The sequence below is a fragment of the Patulibacter americanus DSM 16676 genome, from assembly GCF_000420025.1.
GTDB classification, from domain to species: domain Bacteria; phylum Actinomycetota; class Thermoleophilia; order Solirubrobacterales; family Solirubrobacteraceae; genus Patulibacter; species Patulibacter americanus.
This window is the reverse complement of sequence record NZ_ATUD01000002.1, coordinates 292381-316448: the sequence shown is the minus strand read 5'-3', so window position 1 is coordinate 316448 and position 24068 is coordinate 292381. Positions and strand designations below refer to the sequence as shown.

General features: G+C 74.9%; 17 protein-coding genes. 11 read left to right on the top strand and 6 right to left on the bottom strand.

What is annotated here, in order from left to right:
• Positions 1 to 152: 152 nt before the first annotated feature.
• Positions 153 to 812 carry a hypothetical protein gene (locus F593_RS0105705; RefSeq protein WP_022927794.1) on the bottom strand — a complete coding sequence of 220 codons (660 nt, stop codon included), beginning with the start codon at positions 810 to 812 and terminating at the stop codon, positions 153 to 155.
• Between the two features lie 321 nt (positions 813 to 1133).
• Here F593_RS0105705 and F593_RS0105700 point away from each other — a divergent pair, with 321 nt between their 5' ends.
• The 7 genes from F593_RS0105700 (at position 1134) to F593_RS27860 (ending at position 9246) form a co-directional block, all read left to right on the top strand.
• Positions 1134 to 3134, top strand: a complete 2001-nt coding sequence (locus F593_RS0105700) for a hypothetical protein (protein WP_022927793.1) — start codon at positions 1134 to 1136, stop codon at positions 3132 to 3134.
• Between the two features lie 7 nt (positions 3135 to 3141).
• Positions 3142 to 3816, top strand: a complete 675-nt coding sequence (locus tag F593_RS0105695; protein WP_022927792.1) for a hypothetical protein — start codon at positions 3142 to 3144, stop codon at positions 3814 to 3816.
• Positions 3817 to 4028: 212 nt separating this feature from the next.
• Positions 4029 to 6056, top strand: coding sequence for an ATP-dependent zinc metalloprotease FtsH (gene ftsH, locus F593_RS22755; protein ID WP_022927791.1), 2028 nt, complete (start codon positions 4029 to 4031; stop codon positions 6054 to 6056).
• Between the two features lie 49 nt (positions 6057 to 6105).
• Complete coding sequence (locus F593_RS0105685) at positions 6106 to 7233, top strand: type 2 periplasmic-binding domain-containing protein (protein ID WP_022927790.1); 1128 nt, start codon at positions 6106 to 6108, stop codon at positions 7231 to 7233.
• Positions 7234 to 7235: 2 nt separating this feature from the next.
• Positions 7236 to 7796, top strand: coding sequence for an RNA polymerase sigma factor (locus tag F593_RS27865; RefSeq protein ID WP_022927789.1), 561 nt, complete (start codon positions 7236 to 7238; stop codon positions 7794 to 7796).
• A gap of 23 nt (positions 7797 to 7819) precedes the next feature.
• The gene (locus F593_RS22745) at positions 7820 to 8629 is read left to right on the top strand and encodes a hypothetical protein (protein ID WP_022927788.1); all 810 of its coding nucleotides are present in this window, start codon (positions 7820 to 7822) and stop codon (positions 8627 to 8629) included.
• A 233-nt stretch (positions 8630 to 8862) separates the two neighbouring features.
• Positions 8863 to 9246, top strand: coding sequence for a MarR family transcriptional regulator (locus tag F593_RS27860; RefSeq protein WP_022927787.1), 384 nt, complete (start codon positions 8863 to 8865; stop codon positions 9244 to 9246).
• Between the two features lie 43 nt (positions 9247 to 9289).
• On the opposite strand, the gene F593_RS27855 is transcribed toward F593_RS27860, so the two are convergent.
• Complete coding sequence (locus tag F593_RS27855) at positions 9290 to 11764, bottom strand: ComEC/Rec2 family competence protein (RefSeq protein ID WP_022927786.1); 2475 nt, start codon at positions 11762 to 11764, stop codon at positions 9290 to 9292.
• Positions 11761 to 12510: a ComEA family DNA-binding protein gene (locus F593_RS27850; RefSeq protein WP_022927785.1), complete on the bottom strand. Its 750-nt coding sequence runs from the start codon at positions 12508 to 12510 to the stop codon at positions 11761 to 11763. Before F593_RS27850 ends, F593_RS27855 begins: the two co-directional genes overlap by 4 nt.
• 123 nt (positions 12511 to 12633) lie before the next feature.
• Between F593_RS27850 and ilvD the strand changes: the two genes are divergently transcribed.
• Positions 12634 to 14538: a dihydroxy-acid dehydratase gene (gene ilvD / locus F593_RS22730; RefSeq protein ID WP_051160440.1), complete on the top strand. Its 1905-nt coding sequence runs from the start codon at positions 12634 to 12636 to the stop codon at positions 14536 to 14538.
• A gap of 105 nt (positions 14539 to 14643) precedes the next feature.
• Here the strand turns inward: ilvD and F593_RS31055 are convergent, their stop codons facing one another.
• The 3 genes from F593_RS31055 to F593_RS30270 form a co-directional block, all read right to left on the bottom strand.
• Positions 14644 to 16512 carry a purple acid phosphatase family protein gene (locus F593_RS31055; protein ID WP_022927783.1) on the bottom strand — a complete coding sequence of 623 codons (1869 nt, stop codon included), beginning with the start codon at positions 16510 to 16512 and terminating at the stop codon, positions 14644 to 14646.
• A gap of 273 nt (positions 16513 to 16785) precedes the next feature.
• The gene (gene leuS / locus F593_RS0105645; RefSeq protein ID WP_022927782.1) at positions 16786 to 19356 is read right to left on the bottom strand and encodes a leucine--tRNA ligase; all 2571 of its coding nucleotides are present in this window, start codon (positions 19354 to 19356) and stop codon (positions 16786 to 16788) included.
• Between the two features lie 53 nt (positions 19357 to 19409).
• Complete coding sequence (locus F593_RS30270; RefSeq protein WP_022927781.1) at positions 19410 to 20354, bottom strand: hypothetical protein; 945 nt, start codon at positions 20352 to 20354, stop codon at positions 19410 to 19412.
• A 58-nt stretch (positions 20355 to 20412) separates the two neighbouring features.
• On the opposite strand from F593_RS30270, the gene F593_RS0105635 reads away from it, so the two are divergent.
• The 3 genes from F593_RS0105635 (at position 20413) to pip (ending at position 23968) form a co-directional block, all read left to right on the top strand.
• Positions 20413 to 21615, top strand: a complete 1203-nt coding sequence (locus tag F593_RS0105635) for an AI-2E family transporter (protein WP_022927780.1) — start codon at positions 20413 to 20415, stop codon at positions 21613 to 21615.
• Positions 21616 to 21710: 95 nt separating this feature from the next.
• Positions 21711 to 22943, top strand: a complete 1233-nt coding sequence (locus F593_RS0105630; RefSeq protein WP_022927779.1) for an MFS transporter — start codon at positions 21711 to 21713, stop codon at positions 22941 to 22943.
• Between the two features lie 50 nt (positions 22944 to 22993).
• Positions 22994 to 23968 (top strand): prolyl aminopeptidase, encoded by a 975-nt coding sequence (gene pip, locus F593_RS0105625; protein ID WP_022927778.1) that lies wholly within the window; start codon positions 22994 to 22996, stop codon positions 23966 to 23968.
• The last annotated feature ends 100 nt before the right edge of the window (positions 23969 to 24068 follow it).

Genomic DNA, 24068 nt, shown 5'->3' with positions numbered 1-24068 from the left:
CCTTCCGGTGAAGATCCGGGGAACGATCGAGCCCGCACTCGGGGGGGGCCGCGGGAAACGACCGCGCCCGCACACGGGGGGGCCGCGGGGAACGATCGAGGCCCGCACTCGGGCGGGCCTCGGGTCCTACGCTGCCGCGGTGCGGCGGGGGACTACAGGGCGCTGCACTGCCCCAGCTTCGAGCTGGCCAGGTTGGAGCCCCCAATGGGGTCGGGGGCGTTGCCCTGGCAGTCCAGCGCGCCACGCACGATGTTGCGACGCACCTCGATGGCCGCCTGGTTGCCGGTCAGCAGCAGGCCCCCGGCCACGACGTTGCGCGCGACGACGCCGTCGACGAACGCGGTGTCGACCTTGAGCGTGCCGCCGATGACGTTGCCGTAGCGCGAGGACTCCAGGCTCCCGAGGCGCAGCTCACCCTGGGGCGCGCTGACCGTGACGTCGCCGCGGACGACGCTCTGCGAGACGACCACGCCCTGGTCGGACTCCGTCGCCACGACGTCCCCACCGACGGCGGCCGTCGTCGCGACGAGCCGGTGGCCCGTGGTCGTGACGTCGCCGGACACGGCCGTGCGGTCCAGGGTGATCGTCCCCGAGCCGAGCCGGCCCGTGACGGTCCCCTCGACCACGACGTTCGTCAGCGTGCAGCTCTTGTCGTAGCGCACCGTGACGTCGCCGACGGTGACGCCGGAGAGCGTGCCGTCGCACACGACCGGGGCGGGGGCCGTCTGGGCTGAGGCGCTGGATGCGCCGGCCAGGGCGAGGGTGGCGGCGGCCGCGACGGCGGTGGCCAGGGAACGGCGGGTGACGGACATGGGTGCTCCGGGGAGACGACGGGCCCGCCCGGTCGGACGGCGTCCCGCGCCGCGGTGGGCGGCACGACCACACAACCGGACCACCGCCCTTCCAAACGTCAACATTCTGCAATCAGCGCGACAACGTATGCGCAAACTTCACGCCGAGTCCTCCGCCTGAGGCCGCCGCGGCACGCGTCATGTCGACGACTCGTGACCGACGCGTGACCAGACGATGAACGCCGGCACCAACCGCCCCGCCGGTTGACGCCGCTGTGACCATGTGGTGAAACCGGCCTCGACGTTCGGGAACGGCCTCTCCCCTCCGCTACGGTCCCCGCGATGTCGCTGCGCCCAGGCCCCGCGTTCCTCGTGGCCCTCGCGGCCGCGACCGCCCTCACCCTCCCGTCCTCCGCCTCCGCGCACGTGGACGCCGCCGTCACCGTGGCCGGGCCCGACCCGGCGATCATCGACGTCGGTGGGGTCGCGATGGCGCCCGACGGGACCGGGGGCGTCGTGTTCCGCCGCTCCGAGGGGGGCATCCCCCACGTCTACGCGGCGCGGTACGACGGCGAGCGCTGGCACGCCCCGCAACGCGTCGACGCGGGCCAGCGCTTCACGTCGACGTGGCCGCGGATCGGCGCGGCCGACGGCGGCCGGCTCGTGGTGACGTGGGTGCAGGAGGGTCCGCCGAGCCAGGACTCCATGTACTCCGCGGCCCTCCCCCGCGGGTCCGCGCAGTTCCTCGCACCGACGCTCGTCGACTTCACCATCGGCGACTCCCGCGCCGCGTTCCCCGACCTGGCGATGGCCCCCAACGGCGACGCGCTCCTCGTCTACCACCGGGTCACGCGCTTCGGCGATCCCCTGCTGGGCCTGAACTACGTCGGCACCCAGATCAAGCTCTCGCGGTTCAACGGCTCGCGTTGGAGCGGGCTCGGCGTGCCCGCCAACCGCGTGCCCACGACGCCGGTCCGCCTACCCACCGCCGCGGCAGGCCCCAAGGTCGCCATCGGCGCCGACGGCTCCGCCGCCGTCGCCTGGCAGGAGCCCGACGAGACCCTGCAGGACCGCGTGTGGACGCGCCGGATCTTCGGCCAGCGCCTCGGGGTCGTGCTCCCCGCCAGCCCCACGACCGCCGACGGCAAGCCCGCCCGCGGGGCCGCCGACGGAGTCGACGTGGCGGTGTCCGACAACGGGCGCGTCGTCGTCGCCGTGCGCCAGCAGCCCGACCCGACGGATCGCGGCCAGCCGGCGCGGATCTACCTCAACCAGCTCGACGAGCCCGAGAGCGGTGCCGGCACGAGCTTCGGCGGCGCGCAGGTCGCCCAGGCCCCGCCCGCCGGCATCACGGGCACGCCTCGCGTGGCGATCGGCGGGCGCTTCGGCGTGCTGCTCGCGTGGTCCGGCGCCGGGGGCGCCACGGTCGCCCAGGGCACGGGCGCGACCACGCCGAACCTCGTCGGCTTCGGCGGCGTGCCGGAGGCGCCCGGCCCCGTGACGGCCCAGGGCGTCGACGGTCGCGGCACCGTCGCCCACGCGTCGGCCGAGGGCGGCGGCCAGGTCGTCGTCCGCGAGCTCTCCGGCGCCCAGGTCACCCGCATGCAGGCGGTCTCGGGCGCGGCCGGCGGCCCGGTCGACGGCCTCGACATCGGCGACGCCGGCAACGGCAACGCCCTCGTCGCCTTCTCCCAGGGTGCGCAGGCGGTCCGGCAGATCGCAGTAGCGCGGGTCAACGCGCCCCCGGTCTCGTTCCTCGTCGAGGCGCCGCCGGAGTGGACGAACGTCCGCCGCCCGCTGATCACGTGGCAGGCGCCGCCGAACGACCCGCGGCCGCGCCACTACACCGTGCGGATCGACGGCGAGGTCGTCGCCCGCAAGGTCTACTCCCGGCGCCTGCAGCTCGAGCCGGGCGCCCTGCGCGACGGGCAGCACACCGTCCAGGTGAGCGCCGCAAGCCGCACGGGCGGCGGCGAGACCGTCTCGCCCGAGGCCACGTTCGGCACCGATCGCCGCCCGCCGCTCGTCTCCGTCACCCGCAAGGGCCGCCGCGTCCGCGTGCGGATCACGGACCCGGGCGGCAAGGGCAAGGCCTCCGGGCCCGCCGAGGGCGGCACGACGATCGACTGGGGCGACGACGACACGTCCGACGCCGTGAACCGCAGCGCCAGCCACGTGTACCGCAAGGCCGCCACCGTCTCGATCCTCGTCCGCGCCCAGGACGTGGCGGGCAACGTCACGAACGTCCGCCAGTCCGTGCGCGTGCCGGGCCCCGCGAAGACGTCGAAGGCGCCCAAGAAGAAGAAGCGCGCGCCGTCCCCGAAGTCCTCCTCCACCCGCTGAGTCCGCCATGCCGCTGCGCCGCCCCTCCCTCGCCCTCGTCCTCGGGGTCCTCGCGCTGCTGGTCGCGGCGGTCGCCGTCACGTTCGTCGCCACGGGCACCAGCCTCGCCGGCTCGAAGGTGAGCGCCACCACGAAGCCCCAGCCGCGCAAGGTCCTGCGCCTCGACGCGAAGGCCAAGTTCCCGGCCGCGGCGATCCCCACGGTCGACCAGGCCAAGGTCGCCCTGCGGATCGGCAAGCTCCGGGCCCAGAACGCCGTGCTCGGGTGCCCGTCCGACGCCGCCGACCTGGGCACGTGGTGCATGGACCGGGGCGTCCGCGGCGTCGCCACCCACGCCGCCGCCGCCCGCGCCTGCGTGCGCCTGGGCGGCCGGCTGCCCACCGCGGGGCAGCTCGTGGGCGCCGCCGCGAAGCTCCGCCTCTCGAGCCGCGGCGACGACCGCCCCTCGAAGGCCCTCGTCGATCCGTCCGGTCGCCACCTGCGCGAGCTGAGCTCCACGGTCGTCACCACGACCACCGGGAGCGCCGCCTCGGGGTCCTTCAAGAACCCCACGCCGAGCACGCTGCAGTACGTCACCGTCTTCGACAACGGCGACGTCGGCGGGTTCGCCGGTGGCGTCGCCGTCGGCACCGCGGAGCGCTTCCGCTGCGCCTACCGGGAGCGTCAGCCGACCGCCCGGTGAACCAGTTGTGAACGTCGGCTGTGTCAATGTCGTGAACTTGCATCTGTTCACGGTTTGCGGCTGACGAGGTCGAATATGGTGCCCGCGGCTCGCTGTGGTGCGTGCGTCCCGTCCCCCGGCCCCCGGTTCGCCTCGCGCGACCGGGGCGCCGAGAGCGACCGCCGCGCACCTCATCGACACCCCCTCCGTCCGAACGACTGCAGCGAGACTCCGTGAGCAACCCACGCCTGGCCGCCCAGAACCGCAAGCGCTCCCCTCTACGGGACGCAGGGACCGTCGTCGTCGACGTCCTCCGCGCGATCTGGAAGTGGCTGATCCGGGACAAGATGGCCTTGTTCCTCCTGGTGGCCGCCATCGCGGTGACCATCACCTTCTTCAGCCTGCTGGGGTCGCTCAAGCCGGGCGGTGAGGGGCAGCAGATCTCCTACAGCAACGTGCTGAGCCTGTCCCGCGCCGAGCGCATCCGGTCCGCCGAGCTGCTGGACCGCGACCACCAGGTCGTCGCCCGCCTCGACAACGGCAGCCTCGTCTACGCGGACTACCCGTCCTCGGACACGGCGACGAACGACCTGCTGCTGCGCCTGCACCGCTCCGGCGCGCTGGCGACGATCAACCCGCAGTCCGACAAGCCGACGCGCACGGTGATCGTCCAGTTCCTCCTGCCGATCCTGCTGCTCGTCACGCTGTTCGCGTTCTTCACGCGCCAGGCGGGGGACGCGAGCTCCGGCATCGCCGGGTTCTCGTCCTTCCGGGGCAAGGGCAAGAAGAAGAAGAAGGGCGCGTCGCAGATCACCTTCGCCTCCGTCGCCGGCGCCGGCGAGGCGCTCGCCGAGCTGCGCGAGATCGGCGACTTCCTCGACGACCCGCAGAAGTACCTCTCCCAGGGTGCCGCGGCACCGAAGGGCGTCCTGCTCGTCGGTCCTCCCGGCACCGGCAAGACGCTGCTGGCCCGCGCCACGGCCGGCGAGGCCGACGCGGCGTTCTTCTCCGCCTCGGGCGCCGAGTTCGTCGAGTCGCTCGTCGGCGTCGGCGCGGCCCGTGTCCGCGACCTCTTCGCGAAGGCCCGCAAGGCCGCCCCGTCCATCATCTTCATCGACGAGATCGACGCCGCCGGCCGCAAGCGTGGCGCCGGCGTCGGCCAGGGCAACGACGAGCGCGAGCAGACGCTGAACCAGATGCTCGTCGAGATGGACGGCTTCGGCGGCGACGCCGGCGTCGTGGTCATGGGCGCCACGAACCGCCCGGACATCCTCGACCCCGCGCTCCTGCGTCCGGGCCGGTTCGACCGCCAGGTCGTCATCGACGTGCCCGACGTCCACGGCCGCCTCGAGATCCTCAACCTGCACGCCCGCGGTCGCCAGTTCGACGAGGACGTCGACCTGCAGCAGATCGCCAAGCTCTGCCCCGGGTTCTCCGGCGCCGAGCTGGCCAACCTCGTCAACGAGGCCGCGCTGCTGACGGTCCGCGAGCAGCGCGACACGATCGATCAGAAGACGCTCGAGGAGGCCATCGACCGCGTCGTCGCCGGCCCCGCCAAGCGCCACGTGCTGTCCGAGGACGAGCAGTGGACGATCGCCGTCCACGAGGCCTCCCACGCCGTCGTCACCCGCGCCGTCGGCCAGACGGTCTCGGCCCAGAAGCTGTCGATCGTCGCCCGCGGCCGCCAGCTCGGCACCGCCGCGTCGATGATGACCGACAAGGACGCCGTGATGCACGGGCGCCGCGACCTCGAGCGCCAGCTCGCCGCCATCATGGCCGGCACCGCGGGCGAGCTCATCGAGTTCGGCGAGGAGTCCACCGGCCTGAGCGACGACCTCCACGCGGCGACGAAGCTCTCGCGCTCCATGGTCACGTCCTTCGGCATGTCGCGCCGCCTGGGCCACGTCACCGTCGGCGAGGCCGGCGGCGAGGTGTTCCTCGGCAACGCGCTGCAGGACCTCGGATCGACCGGCCCGGAGACGCTGAACCTCATCGACGGCGAGGTCGCCCGCCTCGTCGGCGAGGCCGAGGCGCGCGCCACGGTCGTGCTGCGCGCGAACTGGGAGACCGTCCATGAGACGGCCCGCGCCCTCGTCGAGTTCGAGACGCTCTCCGGCCACGCCCTCGACGCCCTGCTGGCGGCGGTGAAGGAGACCCCGATCGAGACCATCGCCCTGCCGACGGCCGCCGCGGGCACCCTCGGCGCCGGCGTCGACCGCGCGCACCACGACGCCGAGCAGAACTCCGGCGACCGCGCCTGATCCGGACCGGCGGCGCGGGCGGCGGGCGACAGGCGGGGCAGGCGGCACCGTGTCGTCCGCTCCGGCCTGGCAGCGCCTGGCGTGGCCCGCGCTCCTGACGGTCGTCGTCGTCTTCGTCCTGAGCGACTTCCTCCGTCACCCCTTCCGCCCGTTCCAGCCCTCCGCCGACGCGGCGAGCCGGCCGAGCGGCCTGCGGCTCTCCGTCACCGGGACGGAGGCCGCGGACCCGGTGGGCGCCATGACCCAGGCGCTGGCCGCGGCGCTCAACGCGCCGGCCGGCCGGGCGACGGGCAGTGCGGCGACGGGCGGCGACACGCCCGGTGGTGGCCGGGCCGAGGGGTCCCACGAGGCCGACCGGGAGGACGAGGACGAGGACCGCGCCGACGCGACGCGGACCGTGGCCGAGCGCCTGCCGGGCGCCACCACGACGGCGGTCGAGTCGGTGCTCGGCGTCGGCGAGGGCAGCCGCAGGCGGCTGCTCGTCCTCACGCCGCAGACGCTCGTCCAGCTCCAGCAGGACCGCGGCGAGACGATCGTCCCCGGCGTCGCGCTGCGGGCCGAGCGGGCGTGGCACCAGCTCGAGGACGCGCGGGCCGTCGCCCTCGTCGCCGCCGACCCGCTGACCCTCGAGGTCGCCCCCGGCTCGCCGCTGCGGACGGTCGCCCAGCTCGCCCGCGTGATGCGCGCGGCCCCCGAGCGCCGTGTGTTCGGCGTCGGGCTCGACTCCTGGTCCCGCGCCGCGCTGGCCCGGCTCGTGCAGGACGCGCGGGTCGAGGGCACCGTCTCCTACCGCACCTTCGTCTCCGCGCGCGACGCGTCGCGCGCGGTCGCGGGTCGCGACGCCGACGTCGTCGTCGGCACGCGCGGATCCGCCGAGGGCGTCGACCCCGTGGACCGGCTGCGGCGGCTCTCCGGCGCGTGGCCGGGGGGCCAGGCCCCGACGCGGTGGATCGCCCTCGTGGCGCCCGGCAGCACCCCGGCCCACGAGCTGCGGCGGCTGCGCGCGCGGCTGCGACGCGTCGTCACGGGGCCGTCGTGGGCGCGGACGCTCCGGACGCAGGGCCTCGTGCGCCCGCGCCCCGGCATGGGCCTCGACGCGTTCCTCGCGCGCGAGCGGGTCCGGTCGGGCACCCTCAGCGCCACGCTCGCCGACGTCGACCTCAGCGTCCGGCCCTGAGCATGCCCGATCCGACCCTCCTGCTCGACGCCGACGGGATCACCCACCTCTACCGCCGCAACGCGGAGACGCTGCTGATCTTCTTCCAGCGGCGCGTGCACGACCCGGAGCGGGCGGTCGACCTCGTCGCCGACACGTTCGAGCTCGTCATCGCCCGCCGCGAGCAGTTCCGCGGAAAGGACGAGTCCGAGCTGAGCGGCTGGCTGTGGCGGATCGCCCAGTCCGTCCTGACGGGCGCCCAGGCGCGCGAGCACCGGGAGGAGGAGCACGAGCGCACGTCCACCCGACAGCGCCGCGCGCTCACCGACCAGGAGCTCGAGCGCGTCGAGGAGCTCGCGGGAACCCTGACGCTCCGCACCGCCGTGACCCAGCACCTCGGCGACCTGCCGGTGGAGACCCGCGCCGCCGTGCAGCTGCACGTCGTCGACGGCCTGAGCTACGCCGCGGTGGGCCGCCGGCTGGGGATCCGCCAGGACGCGGCCCGCGCCCGCGTCCACCGCGCACTGCGCACCCTTCGCGACCGCCTCGGTCCCGCCCTCGACGACTGGCGGGGCGGCCGATGAGCCCAAGACGACCCGAAGCACCGATGCACTACGACCCGCAGCTCCCGATCCTCGCCGAGCTGGAGGACCACATCCGGGGCCTGGCGCTCGCGGCCGAGGCCGCACCCGCGGGGGCGGTGACCGGATCGTCGGCGGGTGCGCCGCCCCCGTCGACCGCCGAGGCGCCACGGGCCCGGCGACGGCCGTTCTCGGGTCCTCGTGAGCGGACGGCCTCCGAGACCCTCCAACGGCCGGTCTCCCGGCCGCGCGGGCGGTCGACCTCCGGCGCCGGTGGGACGACCGGCCGACTGCTGCGCCGCGGCGCCGTGCTGGCCCTGCTGGGCTGCACGGTGGGCGCAACCGCCACGGCGCTGAATCTGGCGTCCGATCATGGGGGCGACGCGTCGCCCGGCGTCGTGGCCTCCGGCGCCGTCGGCGGTGCCTCCTGGCGGCTCGAGGTCACCCGCAGCGAGGGGCGCCTCTGTCCCGCGCTCGTGGTCTCGGGCTCCTCCGCCCCCGGCGCGGCCTTGTCCACGGACTGCGTCGCCGCGCCGACGGGGACGGACGTGGTGCCCACCACCACGCTGACCGCCGAGCGTGTGGTCGTCGGCGGCCTGGCAGGCCCCGGCGTGCGGGCGGTGCGCGTGACCGTGGGCGAGCGCCGGCGCACCGTGCGCACCGTCGCCCTGGACGAGCCGGACGGTCCCCGCTCGTTCGCGGTGGTGCTCCGCCGCCCCCGCGGCGGCGCGGAGGTCGTGCCGCGGGTGCGGCCGCTCGACGCGCAGCGCCGGAGCGCGGGACGCGCCGTGCGCGACTGCTCCGCGGCCCCGCGGGCGACGAGCTGCGGCCGGTGACCTCGCCACCCGCCGCGCGTCCGGGCACCGAGAAGGTCGCGGTTGCAGGACGTCTTGGTGGGTCCGCACCCCCCGATGCGCGGGCGGGAAGCCCCATGACGGAGGCCGTGGGCACCGCGCGATGTCATGATGACGTGAACGACCGTCACGCGGACGCGACGAAGTTCTCAGTCTCCCCCGTGCCGGCGGTCGTCCCGTTCCCCGACGATTCCTCCGGACCAGCGCGCTCCCCCATGGCTCCGCACACGAACTCCGACCATCCCGCCGTCCTCGACGAGGTGGTCCAGACGGTCAAGGCCCGGCTCGAGGAGCTGCAGCCCTACCTCGACGAGGCCGAGAAGCTCCGCGCGATCCTCGCCGCGAGCGAAGGGCGTGACGCCGCGCCCAAGCCGGCCCCGAACGTCCGCCGCCGCCAGGGCGCGAACAAGAGCGCCATCCTTGCCGTCATCGCCGAGCAGCCCGGGGTCACCGCCGCCGACATCGCCCGCATCAGCGGCATGAAGCGCACGGTGGTGGCCTCGACCGTCAGCCGCCTCAAGCGGGTCGGCGAGCTCGAGCCCCACGGCCGCGGGGTCCGCCTGCCGGACGCCCCGAACGGCAACGGCGCCGCCGCCTGAGACCGCGGGGGCGCTGGGCGTCCCCCCGCCTCGGCGCCCCGCCTCACCTCCCTTGCCCCGTCGTCCGGACGAGCAGGGCGCCTGGTCTCCGCGCGGCGCGGTCGGCCGTCCCCTCGGCGGGACCCGGGTCCGCCGCGGTGACGGTGACGCTGCCGTCGCGGTCGGTGCGCCGCAGCGGCACGCCGGCGGCCCGGACCGCGTCGGTCGTCTCGGGCGCGGGGTGGCCGTAGGTGTTGCCCGCGCCGACCTGTGCCACGGCCATCCGCGGGCTCACGGCCTCGAGCAGCCGCGGCACGTCCGGGTCCGCGCTGCCGTGGTGCGGGAGCACCAGCAGGTCCACCGGCCCGCCGGCCGCCCGGCGCAGCGGGGCGCCCTCTCGGTCGCTCGGCAGCAGGACGCGGACCCCGCCGACGGTGGCGCGCAGGACCGCGGCCTGGTCGTTCGGATCCTCGCCCGCGGGCGCGGGCCCCGTCCGGGGTGGCGGCCAGCGCAGCTCGGCCCGCAGCGCGCCGGCGGTCACCCACAGACCCGTCCGGGCGGGGACGACGCGCCCACCCGCGGCCGTCACGAGCTGGGCGGCCACCGCCGTTCCCGGGTCGTCGTGGCCGCTGCGTCCGTCGACGAGCAGCGCGGGCCGCAGGCGGGCCGCCACCGCGGGCGCACCACCCGTGTGGTCGGCGGCTGCGTGGGAGAGGACGAGCGCGTCGAGCCGCCGCACCCCGTGCTCCGCGAGCCGGTCGAGGATGCGCCCGTCGGCCGGCCCGGCGTCGACCAGGATCGTCCTCCCGCCCTGACGCAGGAGCGTGGCGCTGCCCTGCCCGACCGCGAGCACCACGACGCCGTCCGGGCCGACCGGGACCGGTGCAGTGGCCGCTCGCGCCCCGACCGCGATCGCCCCCGCCGCGGCCGCGGCACCGCACACGGCGACGGCCCGCCCCCGCGGCCCCCGGCGTGCGCGCAGCACCCGGAGCACGCGCCGACCGCCGGGCGCGCGGAGCAGGCGGCGGCGTCCGAGATCCTGCGCGTGCACGAGCCACGGCGGGCGTCGCACCACCACGAGGACGGCGAGCAGGGCCAGCACGGGCGCCAGCGCCGTCGCGGGCGCGGGGCGCACGACCGCCCATTCCGGTGACGCGGCCCACACCGCCACCCCCGTCGTCCAGTCCAGGAGGGGTCCGGTCGCCGCGACGAGCCAGCCGCTGACGGGGGCGCCCTCGGGCCCGAGCACCCCGGCGACCATCCCGATCCACGTCAGCGGCGCGACGACGGGTTCGACCACGATGTTGGCCGGCAGGCTGGTGAGGGAGACGTCGCCGACGCCCGCGGCCAGCACCGGCGCGGTCGCGAGCCCGGCGCCGAGCGGCACCGCGGCCGCCGCGCCGAGCCACCCCGGCCAGCCCACGCGCTTGGCGGCGGCCGTCAGCGGGTCGACGAGCACGAGCAGCCCCAGCACCGCGGCGAAGCTCAGCTGCCACCCCAGCTGCCCGGGCGAGGACGGGTCGGCGAGCACCGTGGCGATCGCCGCGAGCAGCAGCGCCCACCAGCGGTCGGCCGGGCGCCCGAGCCCGAGCGCGAGCAGCGTGAGGATGCCGGTGACCCCCGCGCGGCGGATGGACGGCCCGGCCCCGGCGAGCGGCACGTAGACGGCCACCGCGGCGATCGCCCACGCGATCCGCCACGGACGCCGGATGCCGGCGAGCGCCCCCAGCCCGATCACGAGCGCCGCGACGAGCGCCACGTTCTGCCCGCTCGCCGCCACCAGGTGCGAGAGCCCGGAGCGCCGGAACGTCTCCTCCTGCTCGTCCGTGAACGCGTGGTCCTGACCGAGGACCATGCCGCGCAGGAGCGCCGTGCGCGGTCCGCTCTCACCGGGTCCCGTGGCGCCGCCGGCGTCCGCGGACGACGCCTCGCCCCGACCGGCGCTGGTGCCACCCGCGTCCGCCCCCGACGCCTCGCCCCGGAACGCGAGCGTGGCCTCCGCCCGCTCGCGCACCCGGTCGATCCACCCCCGCCAGCCGCCGCGACGACCCGCGTCGCCGACGACGACCGCGTCGAGCGTCAGGGCGATCCCCCGGGCCCGCGCGCCGACCGCACCCTCGGCCACCGGGCGCACGCTGCCGCGCACCCGCACGAGCCGTCCGGTGACGAGCGCCGGTGCGGCCGCCGCCACCGGAGTGCGCAGCTCCACCGTGGCGCCCCGCAGGCGCACCGTCGTCCGCCAGCGCCCGTCGAGCGCCCGCTCGGCGGGTTCGAGTACCTCGACCGGCTCGTCGGGGCCCACCGCCGGGCCCGACGCGAGCGGCACCCGCGCCGTCTCCTGCGCCTGGGCCGCACGCCAGGCGCCGCCGACGGAGGCCAGCAGCGCGACGGCCACCGCCACCGACGCCCAGCCCGGACGCGGCTGCGTCGCCCACGCCAGCGCGCACAGCACCACGACGGCCACGGGCCAGCGCGGCCCGACGACCAGGCCGACGGCGGCGATCAGGGCGACGTGGTGCTGCGGCCACCGGGCGCTCATCCGCCGAGCTGCTCCCGCAGCGCCTCGAGCTTCTTCGGACCGATCCCGGGGACCTCGTCGAGGTCGTCCACGCCGCCGAGCCCGCCGCGCTCCTCGCGCAGCTTCAGGATCTTCTCCGCCGTCGCCTCGCCCACGCCGTCGAGCGTCTGCAGCTCCTCGAGGCTCGCGGTGTTCAGGTCGACGGGCGCGCCGGCCGCGCCGCCGGCCGCCGCGCCACCGCTCCCTCCGGGCGCCGCCGTCCCGCCGCCGCCCGGTGCCGGAGCGGGCGCCCGCTCCGGGACGAGCACCTGTTGACCGTCGCGCACGGGTGCGGCGAGGTTGAGACCCTGCCGGTCCGCGCCCGGCTTCGCCCCTCCCGCCTTGCGCACGGCCTCGAAGACGCGCGCCCCCTCGTCCAGCTCGTACACCCCCGGCCGCCGTACCGCCCCGGTGACGTGGACCGTGACGGTGCCCGAGCCGCCGCCCACCGTCGCCGACACGCCCGACCCCGACCCGCCGCCCGCCGAGGCGCCGCCGGAGTCGCCGCCCGCCCCGGACCCCGCGGACCACGACCCGCCCCCGCCCCCCGAGCCACCCGAGCGACCGGCCCCCGGGCCGCTCCCCGAGCCGCCGAAGGACGCCGCCTTCCCACCGGCCCCGGCCCCGCTCCCCGACGGCACGGACAGGGCCACGCGCGCCGCGAGCGCACCCAGCGCAGCGGCGGCGAGCACCCCGAGGACGAGGCGCACCCAGGGACGGTCGAGCACCCCGACGACGCTACGAGTCGCGGCGTTGCGCGGGACCCCGTCTTCGCGCCGGTCCCGTGCCGATCCGACGCAGGGACGCGCGTTCCCGGGCGGCTCCGGGAGCGGCGCGGCTACCCTTCCGTCATGCCGCCTCTCCGTTCACGGACCGTCACCCACGGGCGCAACATGGCCGGTGCCCGCTCGCTCATGCGGGCGTCCGGGGTCGACGCCGCGGACATCGGCCGCAAGCCGATCGTCGCGGTCGCGAACTCGTACACGCAGTTCGTCCCGGGGCACACGCACCTGGCGCCCGTCGGCACGATCGTGTCCGAGGCCGTGAAGGCCGCGGGCGGCATCGCGCGCGAGTTCAACACGATCGCGGTCGACGACGGCATCGCCATGGGTCACGGCGGGATGCTCTACTCGCTGCCCTCGCGCGACCTCATCGCCGACAGCGTCGAGTACATGGTGCAGGCCCACTGCGCCGACGCGCTGGTCTGCATCTCGAACTGCGACAAGATCACCCCGGGGATGCTGAACGCCGCGCTGCGGCTGAACATCCCGACGGTCTTCGTCTCCGGCGGGCCGATGGAGGGCGGCTCGGCCACCCTCGTCGACGGCACCGTGCGCAAGCGGCTGAACCTCGTCACCGCGATCGCCGAGGCCGTCGCCGACGAGGTCTCGGACGAGGACATCGCGATCATCGAGGAGGCCGCCTGCCCCACCTGCGGCTCGTGCTCGGGCATGTTCACGGCCAACTCGATGAACTGCCTGACGGAGGCCCTGGGCCTCTCCCTCCCGGGCAACGGCTCGACGCTGGCGACCCATACGGCCCGCAAGGCGCTGTACGAGGACGCCGGCCGCACGGTCGTCGAGCTCTGCACGCGCTTCTACGACGGCGACGACGCGTCCGTCCTCCCCCGGGCCGTCGCGACGCGGCAGGCGTTCGAGAACGCGATGGCGCTCGACATCGCGATGGGCGGCTCGACCAACACGGTCCTGCACCTGCTCGCCGCCGCGCAGGAAGCCGAGCTGGACTTCACGCAGCGCGACATCGACGAGCTGTCCAAGCGCGTCCCGTGCCTGTGCAAGGTGGCTCCGAACGGCACGTACCTCATGGAGGACGTGCACCGCGCGGGCGGCATCCCGGCGATCCTCGGCGAGCTGCACCGCGGCGGGCTGCTCCACGAGGACGTCCACACGGTGCACTCCCCGGACCTGACCCAGTGGCTGGCGGAGTGGGACGTCCGCGGGCCGAAGCCGAGCGAGCGCGCCGTCGACCTCTTCCACGCCGCCCCGGGCTGCAAGCGCTCCGCCCTGGCGTTCTCGCAGTCCGAGCGCTGGGAGTCGCTCGACACCGACGCCGCCGACGGCTGCATCCACGACGTGGAGCACGCCTACTCGGCCGACGGCGGCCTGGCGATCCTCTACGGCAACCTCGCGCAGGACGGCTGCGTCGTGAAGACCGCGGGCGTCGACGAGTCGATCCTGCGGTTCTCCGGCCCGGCGGTCGTCGTCGAGTCGCAGGAGGACGCCGTGGACGCGATCCTCGGCGACCGCGTGAAGGAGGGCGACGTCGTCGTCATCCGCTACGAGGGCCCCCGCGGCGGCCCGGGGATGCAGGAGATGCTCTACCCGACCTCGTACCTCAAGGGCCGCGGCCTCGGCGCCGCGTGCGCGCTGATCACCGACGGCCGCTTCTCCGGCGGCACGTCCGGCCTCTCCATCGGCCACGTCTCGCCCGAGGCGGCCTCCGGCGGGACGATCGCGCTGGTGGAGACCGGCGACACGATCGCCATCGACATCCCGGGCCGCACGATCACGCTCGAGGTGCCCGAGGACGAGCTCGCCGAGCGTCGCGAGCGGCTCGAGGCGTCCGGCGGCTACGTCCCCGTGGCGCGCGACCGCGTCGTCTCCCCCGCCCTGCGCGCCTACGCGGCGATGGCGACCTCGGCCGACACGGGCGCGGTGCGCGACGTCGATGCGGTGGAGCGGGCGGTCGCCGCCGCCGAGACGCGGCGGGTCGACACAGGGGTCGCCGGGGACTGAGTCCCCGGCCTTCGCGGTCGCGCGCGGGCCGCGCGGGCCGGCCGAGCGCAAACCCCGCCGCCCCACCGCGCATCGCGGCGGGGCGGCGGCCCGGCGACCGCCCGCCTACCGGCGGCGCAGCGTCACGGCGCGCGTCGACGTGCGGGTGCGCCCGCCGTCGTCGCGGAAGCTCAGGCGCAGCCGGACGGCCAGCCGGCCGGTGCGACGCAGCCGCCGCTGAGCGGCCGCTGTGGGGCGCAGACGGAGCGCCACCGTGCCGGCCCGGTCGCGGGCGCGCCCCACGCGCCTGGTCGTCGTGAACGCCCGGGCCCCGCGGGCCTTCGACGTCACGACGAGCCGCCCGCCCGCAGGCACCCGCACCTGCACCGAGCCGTCGCGGCGCACGGGCCGAACGGCGAGCCACCGCACAGCAGCCCGACGCGGCGTCGCGGCGCCCGGCCTGCCGCCCGGCACCGTCAGCGTCGGGAGGGGCGACGGCCCACCGACAGGTCCGCCGCCGCCGACCGTGCCGCCCGGGCCGTCGCCCGCGCCCGGAGGGTCCGGGCTGCCGGCGGTCCCGGAGCCGTCCCCGTCCCCCGGTGCGGGCGTGCCGGATCCGTCTCCGTCCTCCGGCGCCGGCGTCTCGGTCCCGTCCTCCCCGTCCGCGCCCTCGGCCACGCGCTTGCCGCCGTTGGCGGTCTTCGTGACGGTGAAGGCATCGACGACGTCCCCGAGCTGGCCGGGGGCGTCGGCCTCGGGGCCCTTCGCGGCGGCGTAGGAGCGGTACACCAGCCGATTCTTCTCGACGCGGATGTGCTGGAACGTGGAGGTCTGGTCGTAGCCGACGACGCGGGTGGCGTCGTTCGCCGTCCAGTCGTTCGCGTCGTCCGGCGCCAGGTCGTAGTACTTCGGCCCGGCGTTCGCGACCACGTACACCGGGCCCGTCGTGACCCCGGGCGTGCCGGTCCGGTCCGCGTTGACGTACCCGCGGCCGTAGGTGTGGTCGTGGCCCTGGAGCACCAGGTCGACGTTCTCCTCCTGGTAGATCGAGCGCCAGTTCAGGCGGACGCCGGAGCTGTCCCGGCCGTCCGAGTTGGAGAACACCGGCTGGTGGGCCACCACCACGGCCCAGCGGTGCGGGTTGTCGCGCAGCGCGTTGCGGACGAAGGCCTGCTGACCGGTGAGGAACGGCACCTTGTCGTTCGCGTTGACCGAGACGAAGCGCACGCCCCCGTGATCCGCGTAGAACGACGACATCGGGCCCGCGGTGCCGCCCGCCGGGAAGTGCGCCCCGTACTGCCGGGTGAGCTGGTCGCCCGAGTACTCGTGGTTGCCGGGCGTCGTCACGGACGGCCGCGTGTCGCTCAGACCGTCCGTCGCGGCGAACCACTCGGACCACTGGTGGTCCTGGTCCGCGTTGTTGATGAGGTCGCCCGCGTGCACCGCGAGCGCAGCGTCGGGAACGGTCGCCTGCGCCTGCCGCACGACGGGGGCGAACTTCGCGAGGACGTCGTTCTGCGCGTCGCCGAAGTAGAGGAAGGACCACGGTCGCGGGTCGTCGTCGCGGGCGGTGCGGAACCGGCGCCACGTGCTCCAGCGCTCGCCGTCGCCGTCGCCGACGCGGTAGCGGTACTCCGTGTCGGCCCGGAGCCCGGTGAGCACCGCGGTGTGGTGGCGCGAGGTGTAGGTCCACGTGCCGAAGCCGACGGTGGTCCGGCTGTCGGCGTCCGCCGTCGTCGTCGGCCCGTCCCCCACCGGCACGGCCTCGGCCCGGCCGCTCTTCACCGCCTCGTCGGTCCGCCAGGTGATCGCCTGGCGGTGCTGCGGTGTCGTGGTCAGGCCGAGGGCGATGCGGTCCGGTGTCGCGGACGGCGTCGGGTCGAGCGCCTGCGCGGCGGCGCCGGTGGCCCCGACGGCGAGGCCACACGAGGCGGCGAGCACCGCGGCGAGGAGGCGGGGAACGGCACGGGCGGGTGACGCGGAGCGGCGGGGCATGGCGACCTCGGGCGGGGACGAGACGTCGCGGTCCGGCCACGACGGCCGGGGGCACGCGGCTCACGAGGACGTCGCCTGCAGGCGACGTCCTCCCCGCCGCGCGGCGACGCTACCGACGGTAGTTCGCGGTCCCGCGGCCCCTTGTGACGATCCCGTGTCCCGACGATGCGATGCGGCAATCGCCGGTCTACGTCCGGACGCAGGGCCGTCCGGACGCCGGCCTGCGTCACGACGAGGTGCCGCGGCGGGCCGCCCCGCCGCGCGCCCGTCGCTCTACCGCACCACCACGTTGACGAGCTTCCCCGGGACCACGATCGTCTTCACGATCGTCTTGCCCTCGAGGAACGGCTGCAGCTTCTCGCGGCCCATCGCCAGCTCCTGCAGCTCGTCCTTCGACGCGCCGGTCGGGGCCATCACGCGGTCGCGGACCTTGCCCTGGACCTGGATCACGAGCTCGAACTCGTCGCGCTGGAGGAAGCGCTGCTCGGCCGTCGGCCACTCCTGCTCCCACACCCGCACGCCCGTCAGGCGCTCGTAGGCGTCGGAGGACAGGTGCGGCGCGAAGGGCTGCAGCAGCGAGCTGGCGGTCGCCGCCGCGAAGCGGATCGCCGCCCAGGCGCGGTCGGCGTCCTCGCCCGTCACCGTCGCCGGGCCGCCGTCGCCGCCGGCCACGGCGTTGCGCCGCGACGAGATCGCGTTGGTCAGCTCCATCACCGCGGCGATCGCCGTGTTGAAGGCGAAGCGGCCGTCGAGGTCCTGGCTGACCTTGTCGATCGCCCAGTGCGTCTTGCGGATCAGCTCGAGGTCGTCGCCCTCGGGCTCGAAGTCGATGCCCCGGCCGACCGCGGCGTCGGGGCTGCCGTGCTCGGCGGCCTCGGCCGACAGGCGCCACAGGCGCGAGAGGAACCGGTGGACGCCCTCGACGCCCTCGTCGGACCAGTCGGCGTCCTGGTCGGGCGGCCCGAGGAAGCAGACGTAGGTCCGCGCGGTGTCGACCCCGAAGCGCTCGATGATCGCGCGCGGCGCGACCACGTTGCCCTTCGACTTGGACATCTTCGCGCCGTCCTTCGTGATCATCCCCTGCGTGAACAGGTTCTGGAACGGCTCGTTGACGTTCAGGACGCCCATGTCGGTGAGCGCCTTGCAGAAGAACCGCGAGTACAGCAGGTGCAGGATCGCGTGCTCGACCCCGCCGATGTACTGGTCGACCGGCATCCACGCGTTCGTCATCGCGGGGTCGAACGGCGCCTGGGCGTTCAGCGCGTCGGTGTAGCGCAGGAAGTACCAGGACGAGTCGACGAAGGTGTCGAGCGTGTCGGTCTCGCGCTTCGCCGGGCCGCCGCAGGTCGGGCAGGTCGTGTTGACCCACTCCTCGGCCGCCGCCAGGGGCGACTTGCCCTTGGGCTTGTAGTCCTCGACGTCGGGCAGGACGACCGGCAGCTGGTCCTCGGGCACCGGGACGATCCCGTGCTCCGGGCAGTGGACGACCGGGATCGGGCAGCCCCAGTAGCGCTGGCGCGAGACGAGCCAGTCGCGCAGCCGGAAGTTGATCGACGCCTCGCCCTTGCCCTGCTCGGCCAGCCAGGCGTTCATCCCCTCGAGCGCCTCGCGGTTGTGGCGCCCGTCGAAGTCGGGATGCGAGTTCACGACCGGCCCGTCGCCGACGTAGGGCAGCGCCTGCTCCGAGAGCTCCCACGCCGCCTCGTCGCCCAGGTGGTCGTCGGGCGCGCCGACGTTGGCGCCGGCGATGACCCGCTTGACGGGCAGACCGTAGGCCTGCGCGAAGTCGAAGTCGCGCTGGTCGTGCCCGGGGACGGCCATGATCGCGCCGGTCCCGTAGTCCATGAGGACGTAGTCGGCCACGTAGATCGGCAGGCGGTCGCCGTTGACGGGGTTGATGACGTGCCGGCCCAGCGCGACGCCCGTCTTCGGCTTGTCGGCCGCGCCGCGCTCGCCGCGCTCGGCGGTCAGCGCCTTCTGCACGTAGGCCTTGACCTCGGCCTCCTGCGGCGTCCCGGCGACGAGCGCGTCGACGTCGGGGTGCTCCGGGGCCATGACGAAGAACGTCGCGCCGAACAGCGTGTCCGGGCGGGTCGTGAAGACCTCGTAGTCCGTGCCCGTCTCCTCGCAGCGGAACGCGACGCGCGCGCCGGCCGAGCGGCCGATCCAGTTGCGCTGCATCGTCTTGACGTGGGAGGGCCACTCGATCGTGTCGAGATCGTCCAGCAGCCGCTGCGCGTAGTCCGTGATCTTGAAGAACCACTGGTCGAGCTGACGGATCTCGACGAGCGCGCCCGAGCGGTCGCCGCGACCGTCGATGACCTGCTCGTTGGCCAGGACCGTCTCGTCGACCGGGTCCCAGTTGACCGCGGCGCTTCGCCGCTCGACCAGGCCGGCCGCGAAGAACTTCAGGAACAGCCACTGCGTCCAGCGGTAGTACTCCGGCCGGTGCGTGGCGAGCTCGCGGGACCAGTCGATCGAGACGCCCCAGCGGCGGAACTGCTCCTGGAACGACGCGATCGACCCCTCCGTCGCGTCGCGCGGGTGCTGGCCGGTCTTGATCGCGTTGTTCTCCGCCGGCAGCCCGAACGCGTCGTAGCCCAGCGGGTGGACGACGGTCTTGCCCTGGCGGCGCTTGAAGTGCGCCACGGCGTCGCCGATGGCGTAGTTCTTCAGGTGCCCCACGTGCGGCTCGCCGCTGGGGTAGGGCAGCATCTCGAGCACGTAGACGGGGTCGACCGCTGGGTCCTGGAGGACCGCGTTGTCGACCTCCCACGTCTTCTCGTCCGCCCACACCTGCTGCCAGCGGGGCTCGATCTCCTGTGGGTCGTAACGGTGCTCCATCGCGACCACCCATTGTACGTGGGGGTGCGTGCGGGGCCGGGCCCCGGGGGGCGCTACGGGGCGGCGGGCCTGTCGGCCGCCGATGCGTGGCCGATGGCGACGGGGTCCATCGAGAGCTGCCACCCGTCTTCCCGACGCCACCCGCACTCGAGTGCGCCGTCGCGCAACCGCACAAACGGGGACGCCCCGCCGGGCCCGCAGCGCTTCGTAGCGGGCGGGTCCGGGAACGGCCGACCGCCGAGGGCGGCGACCGCGTCGGGGAGCTCCTCCTCGAACAGGAACCAGAGCTGTTCGCCGGCCTCCTCCCACGAGTCGACCTCGGCCAACACCCCGAGGTCCACCGCACGGCGCGTCCGCGGCGCGGTCCCGGACCACAGCTGCAGGTACAGATCCTTGTCCGAGGCGACGCGGACACCGTCCGGCACGACCGCGTCGAGCCACCGCCCGAGGCGATGGACGAGCGCGCGCCCCTGCCGGGGGTCGAAGGGCGCGTCCACCCGAAGGAGGTCCAGCACCGAGCGCGGTTCCGGAGACGGTGCCGGCGTCGGCGCGCCCTGGACCCGTGGGGCCTCGTCTCCCCCGGACATCGTCGCGACCGGCGGCTCGTCGTCCGCGCGCCGCCATCGCAACGAACGGCCCTCCGCGGCGCGCAGCAGCTCTTGGCCGTACGCGTTCCGCCGCCCCGCGCCCGCCAGCGTCGCCACCGGCGCGGCCGACCCCAGCCGGACCACCGGCCGGTCCGCCCACGGCTCGCGCAGCGCGAAGGTCAGGGTGCCCACGACCAAGAACGCGGCGTCGCTCTCGTCGTGCTCCCCGGGCTCAGTGGCCCGGATCACCCGCCGGTAGAGCGCGACCCCGATCGGCCCGCCGTCGTCGTCCTCCGCCAGCGTCGCCTCGGCGACGAACGTCTCCGGCAGCAGGAAGAACAGCCGCAGCTCGCGGTCCCCCGGCACGTCGAACGCCTCGACGGCGATCTCCTCACGCACGAGTTCGCCCATCGGCGGATCATCGCGCAGCTCGGAAGGGTCCGAGCGCGGCGTCCAGAAGGACGGGGACGTGACTCCTCAGACCGGCCCGGCCCAGCGGATCGCCCTCGATCGCCTGAGCCTCGCGGCGCTCCGCTTCCTGATCATCGGCGTGGCCGGCTACGGCGTGCTGCTGGTGTGGTCGCGCCTGCAGTTCATCCTGCTGCCGTTCTTCGTCGCCGTACTCCTTACCGCGCTGCTGGCGCCGGTGGCGACGGTGCTGCACGGCCGCATCCGGCTGCCGCGGGTCGCCGCCGCGCTCGTCACGGTGCTCCTGCTCCTGGCGCTGCTCGTGGGGATGCTCGCGTTCGTCGCCCCCGACATCGCGTCGCAGGCGGAGGACATCGCCGGGCAGGTCGAGCGGGGGATCACGCAGATCCCCGCGGCGCTCAGCGACCTGGGCCTGAAGGACGCCGACATCCAGAAGTACTCGCGCGACATCACCGCGAAGCTGCAGGACTCCATCGGCCAGATCGGCGGCGTGCTGAGCTCCGGCGTCGTCACCGCCGCCGCGGGCGTGGCGAACGCCGCGGCGGGCGTCGTCCTGGCGGTCATGCTCGTGATCTACCTGCTGATCGACGGCCTGGGGTTCTGGCGCGGGTTCCTGCGCTTCGCCCCCGCCGACCGCCGCACCGCGTGGCACGAGGGCGGTCTGCGCGCGTGGGGTGCCGTGTCGAGCTACGTGCGCAGCCAGGTCATCGTCGCCGCCATCGACGGCATCGGCGTCGCGGTGGGCCTGACGATCATCGGCGTGCCGCTGGCCGTGCCGCTCGGGATCCTGACGTTCATCCTCGCGTTCATCCCGTTCGTCGGCGCGATCGTCGCGGGCCTGGCGGCCGTGCTCGTGGCCCTCTCGACGAACGGGGTCAACGGGGCGATCGGCGCCATCGTCGTCGTCCTCATCGTCCAGCAGGTCGAGAGCAACGTGCTGCAGCCGATCCTCATCGGCCGCTCCGTGAGCCTCCACCCGATCACGGTGTTGCTCGGCGTCGGCGCGGGCACCGCCCTGATCGGCCTGACGGGCGCGTTCCTCGCCGCCCCCGTGATCGCCTCGGTCTCGGCCGCCGCGGGCTGGCTCGACGGCGACGAGACCCTCGACGGCCCGGACCCGGCCGAACTCGCGCCGACGGAGAAGGAGGCGAAGGCCTCGGGCGAGGCGGACGAGGCGGCGGCCGCCGGCGCCGACGCGACCGGCACGTCGGACGCGGGCGCCACGCGCCAACAGCCCGACTGAGGCCGGCGCGACGGACGCGTGCTCGCGAACGGGGGCCCGCCACATGGCGGACCACGCCGCACGCGGACAGCGCACACGGCATCATCTCCCGCCGCGTGATCCCCGCCGTCCCCCGTGTCCTCCGCGAGGAGCCCCAGTTCCGTCTGCTCTTCCTGGGCCAGGCGCTGTCGGTCATCGGCGACCGCGCGACGATGATCGCCCTCCCCTTCGCGGTGCTGTCGATCGGCGGATCCGCCACCGAGGTCGGCATCGTCGCCGGCGCGATGACGGTGCCGTTCCTGCTCTTCGCGCTGGTCGGCGGGGTATGGGCCGACCGCCTGTCCCGCCACCGGCTCATGCTCGGCTCAGACGTCGTGCGGATGCTGGTCCAGGCCGTCGCGGCGGTCCTGCTCCTCACGGACACGGCGGAGGTCTGGCATCTCGCGGTCCTCATGGCGATCTTCGGGACCGCCGACGCGTTCTTCCAGCCCGCGATGGTCGGGCTGATGCCGAGCATCGTGCGGCCCGAGCTGCTGCAGGACGCCAACGCGCTGCGCGGCCTGACGATGTCGACCGCCCACATCGCCGGCCCGGCGCTGGGCGGTGCGCTCGTGGCCCTGGCCGGCGCGGGCTTCGCGTTCGCCATCGACGCCCTGACGTTCGCGGTCAGCTCCGTCGCCCTCGCCCTCATGCGTCCGCCGGCGACCACGCGGGTCCGGGAGGCCACGAAGAGCATGTGGGCCGACGTCCGGGGCGGGATCCACGAGGCGTGGAGCCGCGGCTGGGTGCGCGGGTTCCTGCTGCTGCTCGCCGTCTACCACGTGGTCGTGCTGCCGGCGATCTTCGTCCTCGGCCCCGTCCTCGCCGAGCGCGAGTACGGCGGGGCGGCGTCCTGGGCGATCGTGAGCATCGGGTTCGGCGTCGGCGCGATCGTCGGCGACCTCATCGTCCTGCGGATCCGCCCCAGCCGCCCGCTGCTGGTGGCCGCCATCGCCTTCGTTGTCGCGTCGTGCCAGGCGATCATCATCGGCTCGGGCCTGCCGATCCCGGCGATCGCGGCGCTCGAGGCCGTGACCGGCATCGCCGTGACGATCGGCTTCACGCTGTGGGAGACGACCCTGCAGCGCGAGATCCCCGAGCACACCCTCTCCCGCGTCTCGTCCATCGACTGGCTCGCCTCGGCGGGCTTGATGCCGATCGGCCTGGCGGTCGCGGGTCCCATCGCCGACGCCATCGGCATCCACACGCTGCTGGCGATCGAGACGGCGATCGCCGTTCCGGTGGCGCTGGCGGTCGTGGCGTCGCCGTCGGTGCGCGGGGTCCGGGCGGCGAGGGACTCGACCGCATAGCTCGCCGCGTTCGCGCCCGAAGCGCGTCTCGCTTCTGGTTGCATCTCACCATGCCGCAACCGCGAACGGACCACGTGGACGCGGCGGCGGCTCCGCACGACGAGGGCTATCTGGACGTCGGCGACGGCCACCTCATCTACTGGGAGGTGCACGGCGTGCGGGGCGGCAAGCCAGCCGTGGTGCTGCACGGCGGCCCCGGGTCCGGGGCCTCGCCCGGGTGGCGCGACCTCTTCGACCTGACCACCTACCGGGTCGTGACGTTCGACCAGCGCGGAAGCGGCCGCAGTCGGCCGCACGCGAGCACCCCGGCCGTGGACCTTTCGACGAACACCACACACCATCTCGTGAAGGACATCGAGCGTCTGCGCCAGCATCTCGGTGTGGAGCGGTGGCTGGTGCTCGGCGGGTCCTGGGGTTCGACGCTGGCGCTCGCCTACGCCGAGGCCCATCCCGAGTCGGTCTCCCAGATGGTGCTGTCCTCGGTCGTCACGACAACGCACCGCGAGGTCCGGTGGGTCACACGCGACGTCGGTCGGTTCTTTCCGGACGAATGGGCGCGGTTCCGTGACGGCGTGACGCCCCCGGAGCGCGATGGGGACCTGACGGCCGCGTACCACCGTCTGCTCATGAGTCCGAACCCGAACGTCCACGAGCCGGCAGCCCGCCGATGGTGCCGCTGGGAGGACGCCCATGTGAGAACGCATCAGGACGACCCCCCGGATCCCCGCTACGAAGACCCTGCCTTTCGCCTCTGCTTCGCTCGGCTGGTGACCCACTATTGGACGCACGCCGCGTGGCTTGCGGACGAGGCACTGCTCCGAGGAGCGAACCGTCTGGCGGATATCCCGGCCGTGCTCATCCATGGGCGCCGCGACGTCAGCTCACCACTCGACGTGCCGTGGCAGCTGGCACAGGCATGGGAGGGCAGCGAGCTCGTCGTTGTGGAGCACGAAGGACATCGCGGTGGTGCTGCAACGGCCGCGGCGCTCGTATCGGCGACCCAGCGGTTCGCCGCGCTTGGCTGAAGTTCCCGCCCCCGGCCTGATCCGATTGCCGGACGGCCTGGCTCGGCGGCGCGCCGCGCCGACGAGACGCCGAGAGCGGTCGGCGCCCCGCGGCTCGACT

Excerpts from the sequence above, each read along its gene's own strand:
- leuS (WP_022927782.1), bottom strand. The coding sequence starts at position 19,356 with ATGGAGCACCGTTACGACCCACAGGAGATCGAGCCCCGCTGGCAGCAG.
- F593_RS27855 (WP_022927786.1), bottom strand. The coding sequence starts at position 11,764 with ATGAGCGCCCGGTGGCCGCAGCACCACGTCGCCCTGATCGCCGCCGTC.
- F593_RS30270 (WP_022927781.1), bottom strand. The coding sequence starts at position 20,354 with ATGGGCGAACTCGTGCGTGAGGAGATCGCCGTCGAGGCGTTCGACGTG.
- F593_RS27860 (WP_022927787.1), top strand. The coding sequence starts at position 8,863 with ATGGCTCCGCACACGAACTCCGACCATCCCGCCGTCCTCGACGAGGTG.
- pip (WP_022927778.1), top strand. The coding sequence starts at position 22,994 with ATGCCGCAACCGCGAACGGACCACGTGGACGCGGCGGCGGCTCCGCAC.
- F593_RS22745 (WP_022927788.1), top strand. The coding sequence starts at position 7,820 with ATGCACTACGACCCGCAGCTCCCGATCCTCGCCGAGCTGGAGGACCAC.
- ilvD (WP_051160440.1), top strand. The coding sequence starts at position 12,634 with ATGCCGCCTCTCCGTTCACGGACCGTCACCCACGGGCGCAACATGGCC.
- F593_RS31055 (WP_022927783.1), bottom strand. The coding sequence starts at position 16,512 with ATGCCCCGCCGCTCCGCGTCACCCGCCCGTGCCGTTCCCCGCCTCCTC.
- F593_RS0105700 (WP_022927793.1), top strand. The coding sequence starts at position 1,134 with ATGTCGCTGCGCCCAGGCCCCGCGTTCCTCGTGGCCCTCGCGGCCGCG.
- F593_RS0105695 (WP_022927792.1), top strand. The coding sequence starts at position 3,142 with ATGCCGCTGCGCCGCCCCTCCCTCGCCCTCGTCCTCGGGGTCCTCGCG.
- F593_RS0105705 (WP_022927794.1), bottom strand. The coding sequence starts at position 812 with ATGTCCGTCACCCGCCGTTCCCTGGCCACCGCCGTCGCGGCCGCCGCC.
- F593_RS27865 (WP_022927789.1), top strand. The coding sequence starts at position 7,236 with ATGCCCGATCCGACCCTCCTGCTCGACGCCGACGGGATCACCCACCTC.